The organism is Salisediminibacterium beveridgei (assembly GCF_001721685.1).
Lineage (GTDB): Bacteria > Bacillota > Bacilli > Bacillales > Salisediminibacteriaceae > Salisediminibacterium > Salisediminibacterium beveridgei.
In genome coordinates, this window is record NZ_CP012502.1 from 390,419 (window position 1) to 406,934 (window position 16,516).

The following is a 16,516-nucleotide window of genomic DNA, read 5'->3' on the forward strand; positions in this document are numbered from 1 at the left end:
CGGGGATTGTTCGTCCTTGTCTTCAGGCAAGCGTGCCATGATTCACTTTTCCCTGCTTATTCGGCGGATTCGATTTGCCAGACGCCGCGCCGGCGCGGGTCACCGCCACCGAAGAGGTTCTCGACGTTCCCGTCACTCATTTCGACCCCGAGGCTCTGGATGCCGCCGTAAAAGAGCGGGGAGCCGTGTTCGATGACCGTGTAGCGCATGTTGGTGCCTTCACCGCGAAGGCGGCTGTTGATGGCTGCTTCGAGGCGTTCCTCCACATGGACAACGCCGTCTTCGGTATAGAACCTAGGGTGCTCAATGGCTTCCTGGAGCGTGACCCGTTCCCCGCCCGCTTGACCGTATTCGTACTGCATCAAGGTTTGGAAGATCATAGCCGGGATGCGTCGCCCGCCGGGTGACCCCATACCGAGCACGGCCTGGCCGTCTTGTTCAAGAATCACCGGTGAGACAAAGGTTCGCGGTCGTTTGCCGGGTGCAAAACTGTTCGGTGATGTATCGTCACCACTGAAATTCGCCATCTGGCTGTTGATGAAGATCCCGTCAGAGTAATGGCCGGAACCGAAGAACTGCCCGACGGAATTCGTGGCAGAGACCATCATGCCGTCCTGATCGAGAATGACGAAATGGGTGGTGTGCCGGGAATCGTTGATTTCGCCCGGTGCATCATGCAAGGCGAGCGTATCCCCTGGAACACGGGAAGCGCTGGAGCCGTTGTAGAGTTGATCGAGCAGGCGGTCGATCGTCTCCTGACTGGTAAAGTCGCTTTGTTCAATCGTTTCAAAGTCCGGATCGCCGAGGTTGTCGAGCCGTTCCTGATAGGCGGTATCCGTAATTTCAGTCATTAAGTGAATGTAGGAATGCAGGTGATCGTTGTCATTCATCAGATGCCCAACCCTGGGGTCATCCTCTTGTTCGCTGAGGGCGTTGTAGTCGTCTTCAGCCAATACCTGACTGAGGTCAAGCTGTTCAGCCATCAGGAAGGATTGGAGCACAACCGTTGCGGATGACGGTGCCGATGCACCGAATATGCTGTAGTTCTCAGACTCTGCCTTGACCGGCTCGGTGACGTCGGCTTCATAGCTTGTCAGATCTTCTTCGTTGAAGCCAAAGGCTTCCTGCATGGCCTGGGCGGTTTCCCCTTCATAAAAATCCGCAGCGCCTTCTTCCATAATCCGTTTCAGTGTTTCGGCGAGTTCCTCTTGGACGAGGGTGTCATTCACGGGAATCGGCTGACCGCCCGGATAATAGAGATCACGGGTTGCCTGGGTGTCAAACTGCACGTAGCGGGTATAGTTGGCCAGCTGTTCATGGAGTACCTGACCTACATCAAATCCCCTACTGGCGTATTCGTAAGCGGGCTCGAGCAGATCTTCCCAGGGGATATTCCCGGAGCCTTGTTCTTCAAACGCCTTCTCCATGCCTTTCACGAGACCTGGAACAGCAAACGGGCTTTCAGCAGTGCCCGTGACAGGTGCGGCCTCCCGGTAATCATACGTGACGGCCCCTTCGCCCCGTTCGTGCGCAAGCATCATGCCGCCACCGCCGATACCGGATCCGTAGGGCTCAACCACGTTTAAGACAAACGATACGGTAATCGCTGCATCGATGGCGTTCCCGCCTTCTTCAATAATTTTCATGCCTTCTTCCGCGGCCAGCGGATGGATGGCACTGACGCCGTAAATATCCGGGAAGGGTTCGAGCTCGTCTTCCGCTGCCGGATTTTCCTCGTTGGCATTGTTGTTGTCGCTCTCCGGCATGGGATCAGATTCATTGGAACTGATGGCAATGCTGTCCTGCTGCCGCTCTTCGAAGTCGCCGCCTACATAGGGTTCCCGGTAAATGTCAAACTCATCTTGAAAGTAGAAGGTCCAGGCGATGAGGCCGATCAGGATCAGGCTGGCAAGGGAGTAGGTGGTATTCAGATAGCGTTTGTAATGTTTCATGACGTGTGATCCACTCCTTCCATGACCCCGGCTTCATCAAGGTCGATGTGGAGCCGTCCATCTTCGATTTCCCACAAGCTACGATCGAGTTCTTTATTCAGCGTACGGAAAATCCGGAAATCCCTGTACCGCTTTGACAACCCGTCCGTTTCACGGGGTTTCGTATCGGAGATGTACATCGGTACAAAGGACAGGTTTTTCGACCCATCCTCGAGAAAATCCAGCTGTGCCAGTGCCGTTTCTTTTGTCCGTGACCACCCTTGGTCAAAAACAAAGTTGCCCATGCTGTTCATGACGAGGGTCTGGTTGCCATCGATCCCCTCAACAAGGGTCACAGGTTCAAGGACGTGCGAATGGTGGCCAAGCACGATATCCGCGCCGTAATTGGCAAGGTACTGGGCTTTTTCTTCCTGGTCATCGTTGTACCCGACCTGGTATTCCTGTCCCCAGTGAACCTGAATGATCAATACATCTGCACCGCCACCACCTTCGGATTCAGGCAGTTTGGCTTCTTGCATCCGGTCTCTGAGCACGTCGATGTTTTCATAGGTCATCACGCCACCAACATATTCCTGGGCGTCAAAACCAATCACCTTCACTTCCGTGTAGGCGGCAATGGCAACCCGGATCCCGCTGGGGAGATCGACGTATTTCACATCGGCCGCATCCTGCGCACCGCCTTCCCGTTCGTCCTCACTGATATTGATGGCATCACCGATACCAAGGGCTTCAACCGGTGAATCGTTAAAATGCGCGAGCGTGTGCTGCAGCGACATATCGCCATAATCCATGGTGTGATTATTCGCAAGCGAGACGCTGTCAAATCCGACTGTCTCAAGGGCGTCAACGGCCCAGGGCTCTGCATAGAACTGAATGAGTTTATTATGGAGTTTGGATTCCTCTTTATGTGTTTCAAAATCAGGGTATTCATGCCCGTCATCGTAGTCCTCAAAGTCAGGGTCCAGGATCGGCGACTCAAAGTTTCCCGTCACGTAGTCCGACTCGTCAAAAAAGGTGCGGACATAGTCGAAGGTGCGGCTCACGTCTTCCCGGCTTTTCTCAGCAGCTTCGTGTACATGTCTGCCAAGCATCATGTCACCGGTCATCGTGAGGCGATCCGTTACGTTTTCATCGCGCGTCTCTTCCGCCGGTTCATGGGCGAAGATAAGGTGATGGCCAAAAAAAGGCACGCTTAAAAGAGCGAGCGCGATCAGGGAGTCGCGCACGGCGTTTTTACGGTGATGCAGATGTCTGAGTTTTAACCTGTCGGTAAATGATAGTTTTTTATTCATAGAAGAAACGCTCCTGTACTAAAATAACTGATACGCACTGACGAGAACAAAGGTGAAGAAGGCGATCACGAGGGTTGATGAAAAGGTCGGCAGCACGCCTTGTTTATGAATGGAGTTGGCGATGAGCCCAGGGACGATGACGCCGATGCCTCTGAGCTCGATCATCTCGAAGGGAATCCCCAGTGGATAGCCATAGGCATAGTCCGATGCCATTTTCAGCAGGATGCCGACCGTGAGCATCGCACCGAATTTCCGTCTGCCATACAATACCGTCACCCGGCTGATGAGCTGGTTCACGATGAGGTACGTCAACAGGCTGATGACGGCGATGACCGTCAAATACAAGAGTTGATCGAAGACGAGGGCGATATACCCCGGTACGACGAGCCCTGCAGGGACGACGCCGGTTTTTTCCGCATATATTAATGATAAAAGCACGCCGATGACGATGGCGATATATAAATCTGTTCCAAACACGAGTAAACATCTCCTTTATAAGTACAGCGGCTGATTATGATGATTTGGATGGTTCAAGCTCGAAGCGTTTTCCCTTCGCAACTTGTCGGTCGCGCATTCGGCTCGGCAGATGAGAGCGATCGGGTTCATCATCTGCATGGATCTGTTCGATTAGGTGCGCGAGCTCTTCGCCACCGCCGTGAATGTTGCCGATGCCGAAAATGACGCTGTCTTTCGGTAAGTTTTGCAGTGTGTTGACCACTTTTTCTGCCGGTTGTTTTTCCATATTGATCATATGATCAGCTTGTATATCGCCTCGTTGATAGGCATCAACGACAGGGGATACCCCTCGTCCTGTCAGGATCAGCGTTCCGGTCTGAAGGCGGGGGAGGACTTCTTCGGCGAACTGAATCGTGCGGTCCATGCGGTCATCCCGGCAATTCATCACCACCGCCTGATGCGGTGTATCGGGGTGCAGGTCCTGAATTTTTTCCCAGATGCTGATGGTCGATGAGGCGTCGTTTGCGGCAAAGCCGTTATAGAAAAAGCTTGGCTTGCGTTCATCACCCAGGGTGTGAACCCGCATCGCGCCCGGATCAACCGGTGCATTCTGCATGCCGTTCAGAGCCGTCTCTTCGTCAATCCCAAGAACCTCTGCAAGAGCAAGGCCGAGAGCAGCGTTCTCCGGGAACATCATATAGGGAAATTGTTTCAAATAATCTTCATCGATGGCGTCAGGATCTGCCATATACACTTTGGTGTTTTGTTTGTCGGCGATTTTCCTGAAGTAACCCTCGTACTCTGACGGTGATAAAATCAGAAACCCATCATGCGGAATTGTGCTTGCAAACGCTTCGGCGACCTGATCAAGGGTCGGTCCCATGACATCGAGATGATCTTCGACGACGTTGGTGATGATGGTAATCCCCGACTGGACAAAGTGATCCTGAAACGTCGCCTGGTAGTCAGGGTTGACGGCCATACATTCGGTCACAAAAGCATCGACAGACCTTCTGGCGACCTGCCGGGTGATGAATTTCTGTTCAGAAATATTTGCGCCCTGAAGGCTTCTGACAATGGGTTCTTCGTCGTTTTGGTCCCAGTAAAACAGACGCGGGGATGTCCCGGTGGTTTTGCCTGCGACACGCTGTTTGTCTTCTTTTAAAATACCCATCACAAGCCGGGTAACCGTAGACTTGCCCCGAATGCCATTGACGAGGATCCGGTTGGGGATTCTCCGGATATTCCGGCGCATAGTTTTCCGCTCCCGGATTCCAATGGAGAGAACAATGCCTGCGAAAAATAATAAATAAATCAGTTCATTCACTTGTACAAACCTCCTGATTAGCAATCCATGACATGCACTTAACGCAATCTTAACTTTTAAAGCATTCTTAACTATTTTACCCTAAAGTGATCTATGAAAACACCGTCTCCCGAAGAATTACATGCTTTTTTAATATGATTGTCATAAAAGGAGGGCGGTGGATTGGCTGGTATACCTGCAATTGAATCCCGTTCAGCAGGTGGAGGAAGACGACTGGAACGTCTTGAGATCGCAGTATAATGCGAAAAAACCATCAGACCGTTTGCAGGAAGGGAGTGCGATTCATGATCGCTAGCCGTTCATTATCTTGTTGAAAAAGTATGGGGTGTTACGCCAAATACAGATTCTGATCCAGGGGTTGGCGAAAGGAAGAGAAATTTTGGACAAACCGGCTCTCTCATCCGCTAGTTGGCGAAAAACGACCTAAAATCCCCATAGATTACACGGGAAGTACCTGTTTGCCGATGGATTGAATACCGTTGTGGGTACGTGGTATGCTCAGGTCATGCTCATAGATGGGGAAGGTTGATCGAATCATGTCAAGAGGACATACCACTACAATGAACGACTACATCGCTTCACATGAAAAACAGACAGAGCTGTATAAACGGACGTTATTCATCGTCGGCCTGTCCCAGTTGTTTGGGGGCCTGGGGCTGGCGGCGGGAATTACTGTCGGGGCCTTGCTCGCTCAGGAAATGCTCGGCACCGAGGGAATTGCCGGGGTGCCAACAGCGCTCTTCACGTTAGGGTCGGCCCTTGCAGCACTTCTTGTGGGGCGGTTCTCCCAGCGCTTCGGGCGCCGGATCGGGTTGACCATCGGGTTTACCGCAGGGGGACTCGGGGCCGTTGGGGTGGTCATCGCGGCCGTTTTGAACCATGTGCCGCTCTTGTTCATTGCCCTTTTCATCTACGGGGCGGGGACGGCGACGAACCTGCAGGCGCGTTACGCAGGGACGGATCTGGCCAGTGAAACCCAGCGGGCGAAGGCGGTGAGCATCGCCATGGTCGCCACCACCTTTGGTGCCGTGGCCGGACCGAATCTCGTATCGGTGATGGGGGACGTCGCTTTGGTATTCGGGATTCCTGCGTTGGCTGGGCCCTTTCTACTCGCGGGTGCCGCCTATCTGCTTGCCGGATTTGTCTTGTTCGTCTTCTTGCGGCCGGACCCGTTTCTCCTGGCACAAGCGATTACCCGTGAACAGGATCTTGCGGACGACATCAATGGAACAGTCAGACCGAAAGCCCGACCGGCGAACCGGCGGGGGATTTATGCAGGCGCTGCCCTGATGGTGTTGAGCCAGTTTGTCATGGTGGCGATCATGACGATGACCCCGATTCACATGGGGAACCATGATCACAGCATGGGAGCCATCGGCATGGTCATCGGTGTCCATGTGGGTGCGATGTTCCTGCCGTCTTTAGTCACCGGGTACCTGGTGGACCGGTTTGGCCGGAAGGTGATGGCGGTGGCGTCCGGGGTGACGCTCTTTATATCCGGAGTGCTGGCGGCCGTTGGCCCGGCCGATTCGATGATGGCCATCATGTTTGCCCTGATGCTCCTTGGTCTCGGCTGGAATTTCGGGCTCATCAGCGGCACGGCCATTCTCGTTGATTCAACTCCGCTCTTGACCCGGGCAAAAACCCAGGGGACAGTGGATGTGTGGATTGCCCTGGCCGGTGCTTTCGGCGGCGGGTTATCCGGCGTAGTCGTCATGTACGGCAACTTTGCGACCCTGTCCATTGCCGGAGCGGTCGTATCCTTATTGATTATCCCGATTGTGCGGTGGATGTCGGCTCGGGGTGAGGTGATCACTTCATAGCGGTCTGCTGGATCATTTGAAATTCCGGCAACGCGGCTTGAATGGCCAAAAGGGAAATCCCATAGAGGGCACCGTCTTCAAACAATTGACTGACTTCAATTTCCACTTGGGTTCTTTTAAAGGAGTGGGTGTCAATCCACTCCTGCAGTCTGGGTAAAAATTGTTCAGCAGAGCGGGAGACCCCCCCGGTGAGGATGATTTTCTCCGGATTGACGGTATTCATCAGATTCAAGATAGCAATGGCAAGGTGGTCGGTAAAGATATCCATCATCTCCATCGCCCGGGCTTCGCCATTCTTCGCTGCCTTGAAAAGATCTGCCGTGGTTTTGAAAGCCGGGGATTTCTGATCATCGGTCAGGGATTGATAGTAGGCAATCAAACCTGTTCCTGACACGATGGATTCCATGCAGCCGAGTTGGGTCCATTTTTTTTGCAACTGCTCGGGTGTGAACAGGTAATAGCCGATTTCACCTGCTGCGTTTCCCATTCCCCGCACGATCTTGCCATCAACCATGATGGACGATCCTATCCCTGTTCCAATGGAAATCAAAACGGCATTTTGAACGCCTCTGGCTTTTCCCCGGGTCATTTCTCCGAGTAACCCCGAGCGTACATCGTTTTCCACCACAGCCACTACATCAAATGTTTCAGTCAATATCAAAGCAAGCTCTGTTTCTTCCCAATCAGGGATATTGGGAGACCCCTCCACAATGATCCCATTTTTATAGTCGATAATGCCGGGGCTTGCGACACCGATGCCTTTCATCTGGCCGATTTCCAGGCCTGATTCGTGGATGAAGTGTTTGATGGCCGTCGTGAAGGATGCCAGAAAGGATTGTTTGTCCGGACTTTCAAAGGTTCTCACCGTGTGTTTATGAAGGATGGTGCCGTTGAAATCCGAAGCGGAGAGACAGATTTTTGTGCCACCCAGGTCAATGCCGACGACGTATCCGTAAGCGTCGTTAAAACTGAGGTGAATCCCTTTTCTTCCCATTGCATTGGAGTCTGTTCCTGTTTCCCGAATCAGATTGTCCTTCAGCAGATCATTGACGATCTGGGAAACAGTGGCTCTTGTCAACCCGGTTTCTTTTGCTAGTTGCGCCCGGGAAATTTCTTTTTTCACGCGAATGATGTTTAATACGAGTGATTTATTTTGAATCCTCAATGAATGAGGAACCTGCGCGTCAATCATAAAACCCCTCCTTCTGCTGGCAGTATGTTCAGTTGTCCATACGTTTCTCTCGAATGATTAAGCATGACAGATGATCTGTCATGTTTGTTTATATTCTAAACAAAGTAATGATTGGTGTAAATAAAGGGAGACGACTAGGTCATCGAATTACGGGTGCAGGGCAATTCACCAGAGGACTGGATGAGGGTAAATAGACCTTTGACGCAAACGACAGTATTTAATTGACTGGTAATTTTTTTACCTTATGAAATTAATGATTGATTAGTTTGACAATTAACACTACCATTGTGGTATCGAATAAATTAGGTAAGTTAATTAATTCATCTTACTAAAGGAGGAATTCCATTGCCGACACTGCACGACAGGCTTACATCGAAGTCATTGACCCTGATTGCCAGTTTGCCTTCCAATCATGAAGACGTCATCCAAGCAGCGATTGATGCCGAGGTTGATGTAATCAAAGTGCATATGAATGTGGAACACCGGGCAAGCGGGAACTGGTTTGGAACATTGGCTGAAAATGAACGGGCCTTTACATTTTTAAGGAAGCATTTCAACGGACCGATCGGTATTGTTCCTGGAGATGCACCGGAGAAAGTCACAAAGAAGGAATTGGATCAGCTGCAGGAGATCGGTTTTGATTTTCTTTCTATTTACGCACATACAGCACCGGCCTGGCTGGCCGCCGATAATCAGTTGGAAAAAATGATCGCTTTGTCGAATCATTACCGGCAAGCTGATCTGGAAGCATTCAAACAAAGCAGTGCAGACATTCTCGAAGCGTCCATTATGAATTCTGAAACTTATGGACAGCGACTGACGATGAACGATCTGTATCACTATCAAGAGCTGGTGGCGGGTGTGAGTCAGCCTGTCGTGGTGCCAACTCAGAAGAATATCCTCATTGAAGATATTCAGGCATTACAAGCGACCGGTATCAGTGGTCTTATGGCCGGCGCAATTGTTACCGGTAAAACACCGGAGACGATTTACGAAAGTCTGAAAACCTTCAAAGAAGCAATAGAAACCGAAAGGATGTGAGATAGATGACAGATTTTGACCATTATGATGTTGTGGTTGCAGGCGGTGGCCCATCAGGCATTATGGCTGCGGTGGCCGCTGCAAGAGAAGGGGCAAAGACCTTGCTGATCGAACGGTACGGATTCCTCGGTGGAATGGCCACAAATGCACTGGTTGGTCCTCTTCAGACTTTCCATGCCGGAGAGAATCAAATTGCCTTCGGATTAGCGGAGGAAGCGATTCAGCGTTTGAAAAAGATCGGCGGGACACCAGGTCACGTCAAGGACATGATCGGTTTTGTCCCGACCATCACACCGGTGGATGTGGAAAAACTGAAATATGTATACCAGGAGATGGTCGAGGAAAGCGGCGCAGAGTTGCTTTTACACACGGTAGTCACGGGTGTTGAGGTCACGGAACAATCAGATTTGAAAGCGCTTCATTTATATAATAAGTCCGGGGCGTTTCAGGTGAGTGGCCACGTCTTCATTGACTGCACCGGTGATGGGGATGTGGTTGCCCAGTCAGATGTTCCGTTTGAAAAAGGAAGAAAGAAGGACGGACTGGCGCAGCCGATGAGTATGATGTTCCGGCTTGGACGGGTCGATCTTGCCAAAGTGAAACAGTACATGATCGATTACCCAGATGAATTTGTTCTTGCGGAAGGCTGGGAGGAAGTCCCGTTTGTCGCTGTTTCAGGATTTTTCGATCTGGTCAAACAAGGGAAGGATAACGGGGATTTTAATGTAGCCAGGGACCGGGTCCTGTTTTTTGAATTACCGGCAGAGGGTGAAGTGACGGTCAATATGACAAGGGTAATCCGCTACGATGCGACAGATGGCAACGCTCTGAGCAGAGCAGAAGTGATCAGCCGACAACAGGTTATGGAAGTGGTCGCCTTTTTGCAGAAATACATTCCGGGCTGTGAGGATGCCGTCCTCATCAATTGCGGTACGCAAATCGGTGTCAGGGAATCTCGTCGTACCCTGGGCAAGTATCAATTAACAGGGGAAGACGTCGTCAAGGGACGTACATTCGATGATGTGATTGCGCCGGGATCGTATCCGATCGATATTCACTCCCCCGACGGAGATGAATTGAATGTTTTGAAAATGGAACCGGGAACCATCTATCACATCCCGTACCGCTCCATCCTGAATGATTACCGCAAAAATCTGTTGTCCGCAGGCAGGTGTTTGTCTGCAGAACATGAAGCCTTGGCTTCGGCAAGAGTCACACCAACGGCTATGCTAGTCGGTCAGGCTGCCGGCACAGCGGGAGCAGTGGCTGCGAAACAGCAATGTCTGCCGGAGGAAGTGGACATTCAGGAAATTCAGGCATTGTTAAAGGCGAGAGGTTGTTTTTTAGGGGAGACGGTTCATCATGATTAAACGACGGGGCGACCAACAGTTTGTTAAAGTCCATAATCAGAATCTGATTTTGGAAGAAATCATTGATAATGAACGGGTTTCAAGAGCAGAACTGTCCAAAAAATTGAACATCAGCGCGCCGAGTATTTCGAGCAATGTTGATTCGCTGTTGAAATCCGGATTGCTTCAGGAAACGGGGCCCGGGTCTTCCGTATCCGGACGAAAACCGATCATGCTCGAATTCAACGTTGACTATGGGTACATCATCGGCGTCGATTTGAGCAAAGGTCAAATCGTAAGCGCGGTCAGTGACCTGTCGGGTGAACCGAAAATCATCCTTGAAGGAACGAAGACAAAGAATAATGTAGGATATGAACTGATTGATCTCATTGAAGAGCACATCCGAAAGTCCATCAAAAAGGCAGGGATCGAACTGGCTGCAGTCCTCGTCGTGACCATAGCGTCACCGGGGATCATCTCCAATCAGCGCCATATCAGGCTCGATCCGGATCAACTGAACTGGTTGGACGCAGATCCTGAACAGATTCTCGCCGAGCGGTTGCAAACGAAAGTATTGCTGGAAAATGACATCAACGTCGCTACAGTCTCGGAATACGGCCGGTTAAATAGCCATGAAACCTGTGACAATATGGTCTTTATCAGTATCGGCAGAGGACTCGGATCGGGTTTGATCATTGAAGGAGAAATCTTCAAAGGCTCTTTCGGCGGGGCCGGTGAAGTGGCCTTGATGAGCTCGACCTTAAGTGGCAATCAGACATCCTATTACGAAAATCAAATTTCCATACACGCCCTGAAAAAAAAAGTGGCACAGCTCACCGGCCAGGAAGCGTTGCTTATAGAAGAGGACAACGATGTTTTTTTACAACGGGTCCAGGATGAATTGATGAAAGGGAATCAGGAGGTGATCAACCTTCTGGTGGCGTCTGCGAAACAGGTGGCCTTGATGATCTGCAATGTGGCGGCCCTCATTAATCCGCAAATGATTGTCATAGGCGGGGAGATGATGGCACTGTCCACGTTTTTGTTTCCGGAAGTCAAAAAAGAAATTTACCGGATTTATCCGTTCCCGATTGAATTAAAAGTGTCCGATCAGCATAGCAATGCTGCCATTCACGGCAGTCTCATGATTGGTAAGGAATATGCAGTTAAACATTTAATCACGTGAAGGAGGTGAACGGCGCCGGCATTTCGGGTCAGGTCAATGGTTCAACTAAAATCAGTAAGGGGGATTTAGACATGAAAGGGTTAAAAACAGCAGGACTGAGTACATTGGGATTACTGCTTTTGGGCGCTTGTGGAAATAATGAAGATGGCGCTGAAGGAAACGGCAACGCGAACGGTAATGGCGCCAGTGGAGATGCTGAAGAAGTGACCTTGTGGGTAGCAGGGAATAGTCCGGACATTCAGGAAACGTTTAACGGCATCATCGATGATTTCAATAATCAGTCTGAGGATATTGAAGTGAATGTGCAGTTTGAACCATGGGGCGAACTCGACCAGAAACTCAGTACATCGCTTGCGGGTGGTGTGGGACCAGACATATTTATGCACGGTGCAGCCGCTGCGGCAGGTTTTGCCAGTGAAGGGCAAATTGAACCACTGGACAGCTATTTTGAAGGCTGGGATGACTTGGATGATTTCAATGATGGTTACATGGAAGCAGGTGTCGTTGATGAGGAGCATTTTGTCCTGCCGATCCAGGGTGCGAACCGGATGATGTTCTACAGACACGATCTGTTTGAAGAAGCAGGTGTTGAAATTCCAGAAACGATGGAGGAGCTGATCGAAGTCAGTGAAGCTTTTGTGGAAAGAGACGGTGACCGTTTTGAACGGGCGGCTACCACATTGCCGAACGAGGGGAATGACCTTCAGCAGGTCTGGAGTTCTTTCCTCTGGTCTAACGGAGGGGATATCCTCAATGAAGACTTCACAGAAGCGGTGATTCATTCTGATGAAGCTGTCAAAGCGATCGAAGATTATGCCGCGTTTTTTGAGAATGACCTGACGCCACTGGCAGGCATGGATGGCCAAGGGGATCAGCATCCGCTGGGAACTGGTGAAGTTGCTTTTACATTTGACGGGGTCTGGGTAATTGACCAATTGATCAGTTACACTCCTGATGCCTATGAAAATGTATCAGTCGCGGCACCCCCTGCAGGACAGGAAGGCACGACGACATTGGTCGGTTCATCCGGGTTCTTCATGAATGCTAATTCAGAACATAAAGATGCCGCAGGTGAAGTGCTTGAATTTATGGGCAGTGAAGAGAGTATTGCAAGAGTATCGGAAGAGCTGAAGTTCCTTCCTGTCAGAGATTCCATAGCCGAAGCGGACTTCATTCAGGATGATCGTCTGATGGCCGAATTCGTGGAACTGGCTGCAGAAGTGAATGGCCAGGCGAATCCGAACATTCCACGCTGGACAGCTATCCGGGACATTGTTGCTTCAAATGTTGAAGCGGCCATTTACGGACAGGTCAGTCCTGACGAGGCTTTGCAGAACGCAGAACAGGAAATCAACGCTGAAATGCAGCGTTGAAACGAGTGATTAACAGGGGAGGAAGGCGGTCGGGTTTCCTCCCCTGATTCTAAAGGAACCAGGGGGATTCTTACATGTCTGAGAGACAACCGAACCATCCACCTTCTGTGTCCTCTGCGAAAAAACCGAACTATTTTCAAAGGCAGAGGTTATTTCTCAGCAGCAGAATGAACAGGCGAAAAGCCATAGCAGGCTATACATTTATTGCACCAGCCTATCTCCTGTTTATCGTATTTTTGTTTATACCCGTTTTTTGGGCATTTTATTTGAGTTTTACAGATTACAGTATCTTTAATCCGGGAGAATTTGTCGGCCTGGATAATTACACAAGGCTTGTTAGTGACGGAGCATTTCACAATGCCCTTTGGAATACAACTTATTATGCACTGATGGTTATCCCTCTTAATATTGGGATCTCGCTGGCACTGGCATTGCTCGTAAATCGATCGATCCGAGGTATGAATTTTTTCAGGGCAGCGTTTTATGTACCTGTTGTCACTTCCATCATTGCAGCGTCGATGATCTGGATGTGGCTTTACGATTCGAATAATGGATTGATCAACTATGTGTTGATTCAAATAGGTATCAATCCACAAGACTGGCTGAATGACCCTGACCTTGCATTGCCGGCCCTTGCATTAATGAGGGTATGGAAAGGTGTCGGATGGAACATGGTCATTTTTTTAGCGGGTTTACAGTCCATTCCGAAAACATTATATGAAGCGGCTTCTATTGAAGGGGCTTCAAGGTGGAAAAGTTTTTGGAAAATTACGTTTCCTTTACTTGCACCAACTACATTCTTTGTTTTTGTCATGGCGACGATCAGTACATTTCAGACTTTCGGTGAAATCTATGCAATGACATCCGGAGGTCCTGTAGGTTCGACGACAACTTTAGTGTACCTTGTGTTTGTACATGGTTTTGAACGTTATGAAATGGGTTATGCATCTGCCATTGCAGTTATTTTGTTCGCGATTATCTTCATTTTAACTTTGGTGAACATGTATTTCACCCAGAAAAAAGTCAACTATGACCTGTAAGGAGGCCAATTTATGAATAAATTAGGAGCCCGTCAAATAACTCGTTTGACGCTGTTGTATGTGGTTCTGATTATAGTTTCGATCATCATGCTTTGGCCCTTTATCTGGATGGTCGTGACGTCGATGAAACCGAACACGGAAATGTTCTCCTATCCGCCTACCATCATACCGCAGAACATCACTTTTGAACATTATGTAGAAGCTTGGTACGCAGCACCGTGGGCCAGATTCTTCTTTAATACAACATATGTGGCTGTGGTCATTACATTCAGTTCTTTATTTTTAAGTGCACTTACAGGGTATGCTTTCGCCAGACTGGAATTTCCAGGTAGGGATTTCCTGTTCATTCTCCTGTTGGCATCAATGATGATGCCATTTGAAGTCATGCTGATTCCCCTGTATCTGATTATCGTCAACTTCCCATTTGCCGGCGGTAACGATTTATGGGGCGGGGGAACGGGGCTGTTGAATACGTATAGTGCCCTGATCGTTCCGAGGTTGTTATTCCCATTCGGGGTATTTCTCATGCGGCAGTTTTTCATGACTCTTCCAAAAAGTCTTGAAGATTCCGCCCGGATCGACGGGGCTTCTGAGTTTGGGATTTTTTGGCGGGTCATGTTCCCTCTGATTAAACCAGCATCGGCAACCTTGGTGGTGTTTGTTTTTTCCATGATTTGGGACGATTTCTTCTGGCCATTGATTGTCATAAACGATCAGAATATGATGCCTGTTCAATTAGGACTGCAAAGTTTCCAAACCTCCCAATACACTACTGCATGGGGGCCGCTCATGGCGGCAACAGTTTGGGTTACGATTCCAATTATTATTGTATTCGTTTTTGCTCAAAAGTATTTCATGAATCTAAATATACAGTCGGATAAGTAATGGAGGGGAGAGCGGATGAAAAAAATCGCAGTCTTACCATTGGATAACCGCCCGTGTTGTTATGATTTCACAGAGATTTTCGGTGACTTTGGTGTCGTCGAAGTCATTCAGCCACCAAAAGACATTCTAGGCGAATTCACGTACTTTGGTGATGTGGAAAAGATCAAGAGCTGGCTGATGGAAGTAGCCGGTGAAGTCGATGGCATGGTGTTGGCCATCGACCAGCTGGCTTACGGTGGACTGGTCCCTTCACGGATGATGAAACGTTCCCTTGAGACCTGTCATCAGCATGTGGATGTAATCAAGGACATCAAAAAGGCCTATCCGACGTTAACGATCTATGCGGTCAACGTGTTGATGCGGATCTCCATTTCCACAAAGAACAGACAGTTTACGGAATACTGGAAACATGTTTTTGACTATTCGCAGTTGTACGATCGGCTGCACAGACTCAATGAAGACGTGGAAGAAGAGCTGGCCAGGGTGAAAGCCAATCTCCCTAAAGAGGTGCTTGCTGAATATTTGCAGGCACGCGAGCGCAATCACGCCATGAATCAGAAGATGATTCAATGGGCAGCGGAAGGGATTATCGATTTCCTTGCCATCACGCAGGAAGACGCTAGTGCTATCGGGATGCATCTGCAGGAACAGCATGAGCTAATGAAAGAGATTTATTATCAAAAGGTTCAGCGGAAAGTTCTGGTTTATCCGGGAGCAGATGAAGCGACCCAGACCCTGTTGGCCAAAATGGCACAGGATTTTATGGGCAAACGGCTGAAAATTTATCCGAAATATACGTCACAGCAAGGCAAACTGCTCGTGGCTAAATTTGAGGACCGTCCGATTGAAGAAACGGTGGTCAGCCATCTGACGGCTGCAGGTGCCATCGTCACAGAGGATATTCAGGAGGCGGATATCGTCCTTTACGTCAATACGCCAATTCAGGGAAATCTGGACGGAAATCTGGATCATCAGATGAAAGGGCATTTTAATTCACGTCATCAGCTTTTGTATTTTATTGAATCACTGGACCGTGATCTGACCGATGGAAAAACCGTGGCCGTGGCGGATATTAGTTTTCCGAATGCGTCCGACGTGGAGTTGATGCAATTTTTGCTGGAGGAAGATTTGTATTTTCAGCTTTCCGCTTATGCCGGTTGGAATACAGCAGGCAATTCCTTGGGTACTTGCATCGGACATTGCCTGATTCATCAGCTGGCAAAAGAAACAATCGTGGACAGAGATACCGTAAGCCGCACCCATCTGGCCTTTATGTTCAACCGGGCGATGGATGAATGGGCATTCCAGGCGCATGTGAGAGGGAGCGTCAACACGTTGATGGAGAAAAAGCTGGGCATTCACAGCACAAATCTCGAAGATCACTACGATGAAGTGAATGAGACCGTGATCAAAGAAATGAAACCCTTTTTCGAGGAGTTGAAAATGTCTCTAAAGAACAGTTCCGTCAAAGCCCCTGCAGAGGACTGGCGAATGAGTAAGTGTCAATTGCCGTGGAACCGGACGTTTGAAGTGCAGGTGAAAACAGAAGCCGTATTGTGATCACTCATGAGCACGTGAAGATGGGATAAAGGAGGATAAG

The 16,516-nt window shown here is 49.5% G+C and carries 14 protein-coding genes; 9 read left to right on the top strand and 5 right to left on the bottom strand.

Annotated elements, in window-relative coordinates; all coding sequences use genetic code 11:
- Positions 1–56: 56 nt before the first annotated feature.
- The 4 genes from BBEV_RS01720 to pgsB are packed head-to-tail and all read right to left on the bottom strand — an operon-like array spanning position 57 to position 5,015.
- Positions 57–1,952, bottom strand: a complete 1,896-nt coding sequence (locus tag BBEV_RS01720; protein ID WP_069363888.1) for a gamma-glutamyltransferase family protein — start codon at positions 1,950–1,952, stop codon at positions 57–59.
- Complete coding sequence (locus BBEV_RS01725) at positions 1,949–3,244, bottom strand: CapA family protein (RefSeq protein WP_069363889.1); 1,296 nt, start codon at positions 3,242–3,244, stop codon at positions 1,949–1,951. Before BBEV_RS01725 ends, BBEV_RS01720 begins: the two co-directional genes overlap by 4 nt.
- 18 nt (positions 3,245–3,262) lie before the next feature.
- Positions 3,263–3,721 carry a poly-gamma-glutamate biosynthesis protein PgsC gene (gene pgsC / locus BBEV_RS01730; protein WP_069363890.1) on the bottom strand — a complete coding sequence of 153 codons (459 nt, stop codon included), beginning with the start codon at positions 3,719–3,721 and terminating at the stop codon, positions 3,263–3,265.
- 34 nt (positions 3,722–3,755) lie between these two features.
- The gene (gene pgsB / locus BBEV_RS01735) at positions 3,756–5,015 is read right to left on the bottom strand and encodes a poly-gamma-glutamate synthase PgsB (RefSeq protein ID WP_084007463.1); all 1,260 of its coding nucleotides are present in this window, start codon (positions 5,013–5,015) and stop codon (positions 3,756–3,758) included.
- A 169-nt stretch (positions 5,016–5,184) separates the two neighbouring features.
- Here pgsB and BBEV_RS17315 point away from each other — a divergent pair, with 169 nt between their 5' ends.
- Entirely contained in the window at positions 5,185–5,322 is a 138-nt protein-coding gene (locus BBEV_RS17315; protein WP_157100898.1) for a hypothetical protein, read from the top strand.
- 241 nt (positions 5,323–5,563) lie between these two features.
- Positions 5,564–6,850 (top strand): MFS transporter, encoded by a 1,287-nt coding sequence (locus BBEV_RS01740; RefSeq protein ID WP_232318250.1) that lies wholly within the window; start codon positions 5,564–5,566, stop codon positions 6,848–6,850.
- Here the strand turns inward: BBEV_RS01740 and BBEV_RS01745 are convergent.
- Positions 6,840–8,042 (bottom strand): ROK family transcriptional regulator, encoded by a 1,203-nt coding sequence (locus BBEV_RS01745; protein WP_084007165.1) that lies wholly within the window; start codon positions 8,040–8,042, stop codon positions 6,840–6,842. The genes BBEV_RS01740 and BBEV_RS01745 overlap by 11 nt on opposite strands.
- 345 nt (positions 8,043–8,387) lie before the next feature.
- Here BBEV_RS01745 and BBEV_RS01750 point away from each other — a divergent pair, with 345 nt between their 5' ends.
- From BBEV_RS01750 to BBEV_RS01780, 7 genes are all read left to right on the top strand, one after another.
- A complete protein-coding gene (locus tag BBEV_RS01750) occupies positions 8,388–9,083 on the top strand; it encodes a hypothetical protein (RefSeq protein WP_069363893.1) in 696 nt (231 codons plus the stop codon).
- A gap of 5 nt (positions 9,084–9,088) precedes the next feature.
- Positions 9,089–10,453: an FAD-dependent oxidoreductase gene (locus BBEV_RS01755; protein WP_069363894.1), complete on the top strand. Its 1,365-nt coding sequence runs from the start codon at positions 9,089–9,091 to the stop codon at positions 10,451–10,453.
- Positions 10,446–11,618 carry an ROK family transcriptional regulator gene (locus BBEV_RS01760; protein ID WP_069363895.1) on the top strand — a complete coding sequence of 391 codons (1,173 nt, stop codon included), beginning with the start codon at positions 10,446–10,448 and terminating at the stop codon, positions 11,616–11,618. Before BBEV_RS01755 ends, BBEV_RS01760 begins: the two co-directional genes overlap by 8 nt.
- A 71-nt stretch (positions 11,619–11,689) precedes the next feature.
- Positions 11,690–12,991, top strand: coding sequence for an ABC transporter substrate-binding protein (locus BBEV_RS01765; protein WP_069363896.1), 1,302 nt, complete (start codon positions 11,690–11,692; stop codon positions 12,989–12,991).
- A gap of 74 nt (positions 12,992–13,065) precedes the next feature.
- Positions 13,066–14,031: a carbohydrate ABC transporter permease gene (locus BBEV_RS01770; protein ID WP_084007166.1), complete on the top strand. Its 966-nt coding sequence runs from the start codon at positions 13,066–13,068 to the stop codon at positions 14,029–14,031.
- Between the two features lie 12 nt (positions 14,032–14,043).
- Positions 14,044–14,916, top strand: coding sequence for a carbohydrate ABC transporter permease (locus BBEV_RS01775; protein ID WP_069363897.1), 873 nt, complete (start codon positions 14,044–14,046; stop codon positions 14,914–14,916).
- Positions 14,917–14,931: 15 nt separating this feature from the next.
- Positions 14,932–16,476, top strand: a complete 1,545-nt coding sequence (locus BBEV_RS01780) for a DUF4127 family protein (protein WP_069363898.1) — start codon at positions 14,932–14,934, stop codon at positions 16,474–16,476.
- Positions 16,477–16,516 lie beyond the last annotated feature (40 nt).

Excerpts from the sequence above, each read along its gene's own strand:
- BBEV_RS01765 (WP_069363896.1), top strand. The coding sequence starts at position 11,690 with ATGAAAGGGTTAAAAACAGCAGGACTGAGTACATTGGGATTACTGCTT.
- BBEV_RS01770 (WP_084007166.1), top strand. The coding sequence starts at position 13,066 with ATGTCTGAGAGACAACCGAACCATCCACCTTCTGTGTCCTCTGCGAAA.
- BBEV_RS01720 (WP_069363888.1), bottom strand. The coding sequence starts at position 1,952 with ATGAAACATTACAAACGCTATCTGAATACCACCTACTCCCTTGCCAGC.
- BBEV_RS01775 (WP_069363897.1), top strand. The coding sequence starts at position 14,044 with ATGAATAAATTAGGAGCCCGTCAAATAACTCGTTTGACGCTGTTGTAT.
- BBEV_RS01760 (WP_069363895.1), top strand. The coding sequence starts at position 10,446 with ATGATTAAACGACGGGGCGACCAACAGTTTGTTAAAGTCCATAATCAG.
- BBEV_RS01755 (WP_069363894.1), top strand. The coding sequence starts at position 9,089 with ATGACAGATTTTGACCATTATGATGTTGTGGTTGCAGGCGGTGGCCCA.
- BBEV_RS01780 (WP_069363898.1), top strand. The coding sequence starts at position 14,932 with ATGAAAAAAATCGCAGTCTTACCATTGGATAACCGCCCGTGTTGTTAT.
- BBEV_RS01740 (WP_232318250.1), top strand. The coding sequence starts at position 5,564 with ATGTCAAGAGGACATACCACTACAATGAACGACTACATCGCTTCACAT.
- BBEV_RS01745 (WP_084007165.1), bottom strand. The coding sequence starts at position 8,042 with ATGATTGACGCGCAGGTTCCTCATTCATTGAGGATTCAAAATAAATCA.
- BBEV_RS01725 (WP_069363889.1), bottom strand. The coding sequence starts at position 3,244 with ATGAATAAAAAACTATCATTTACCGACAGGTTAAAACTCAGACATCTG.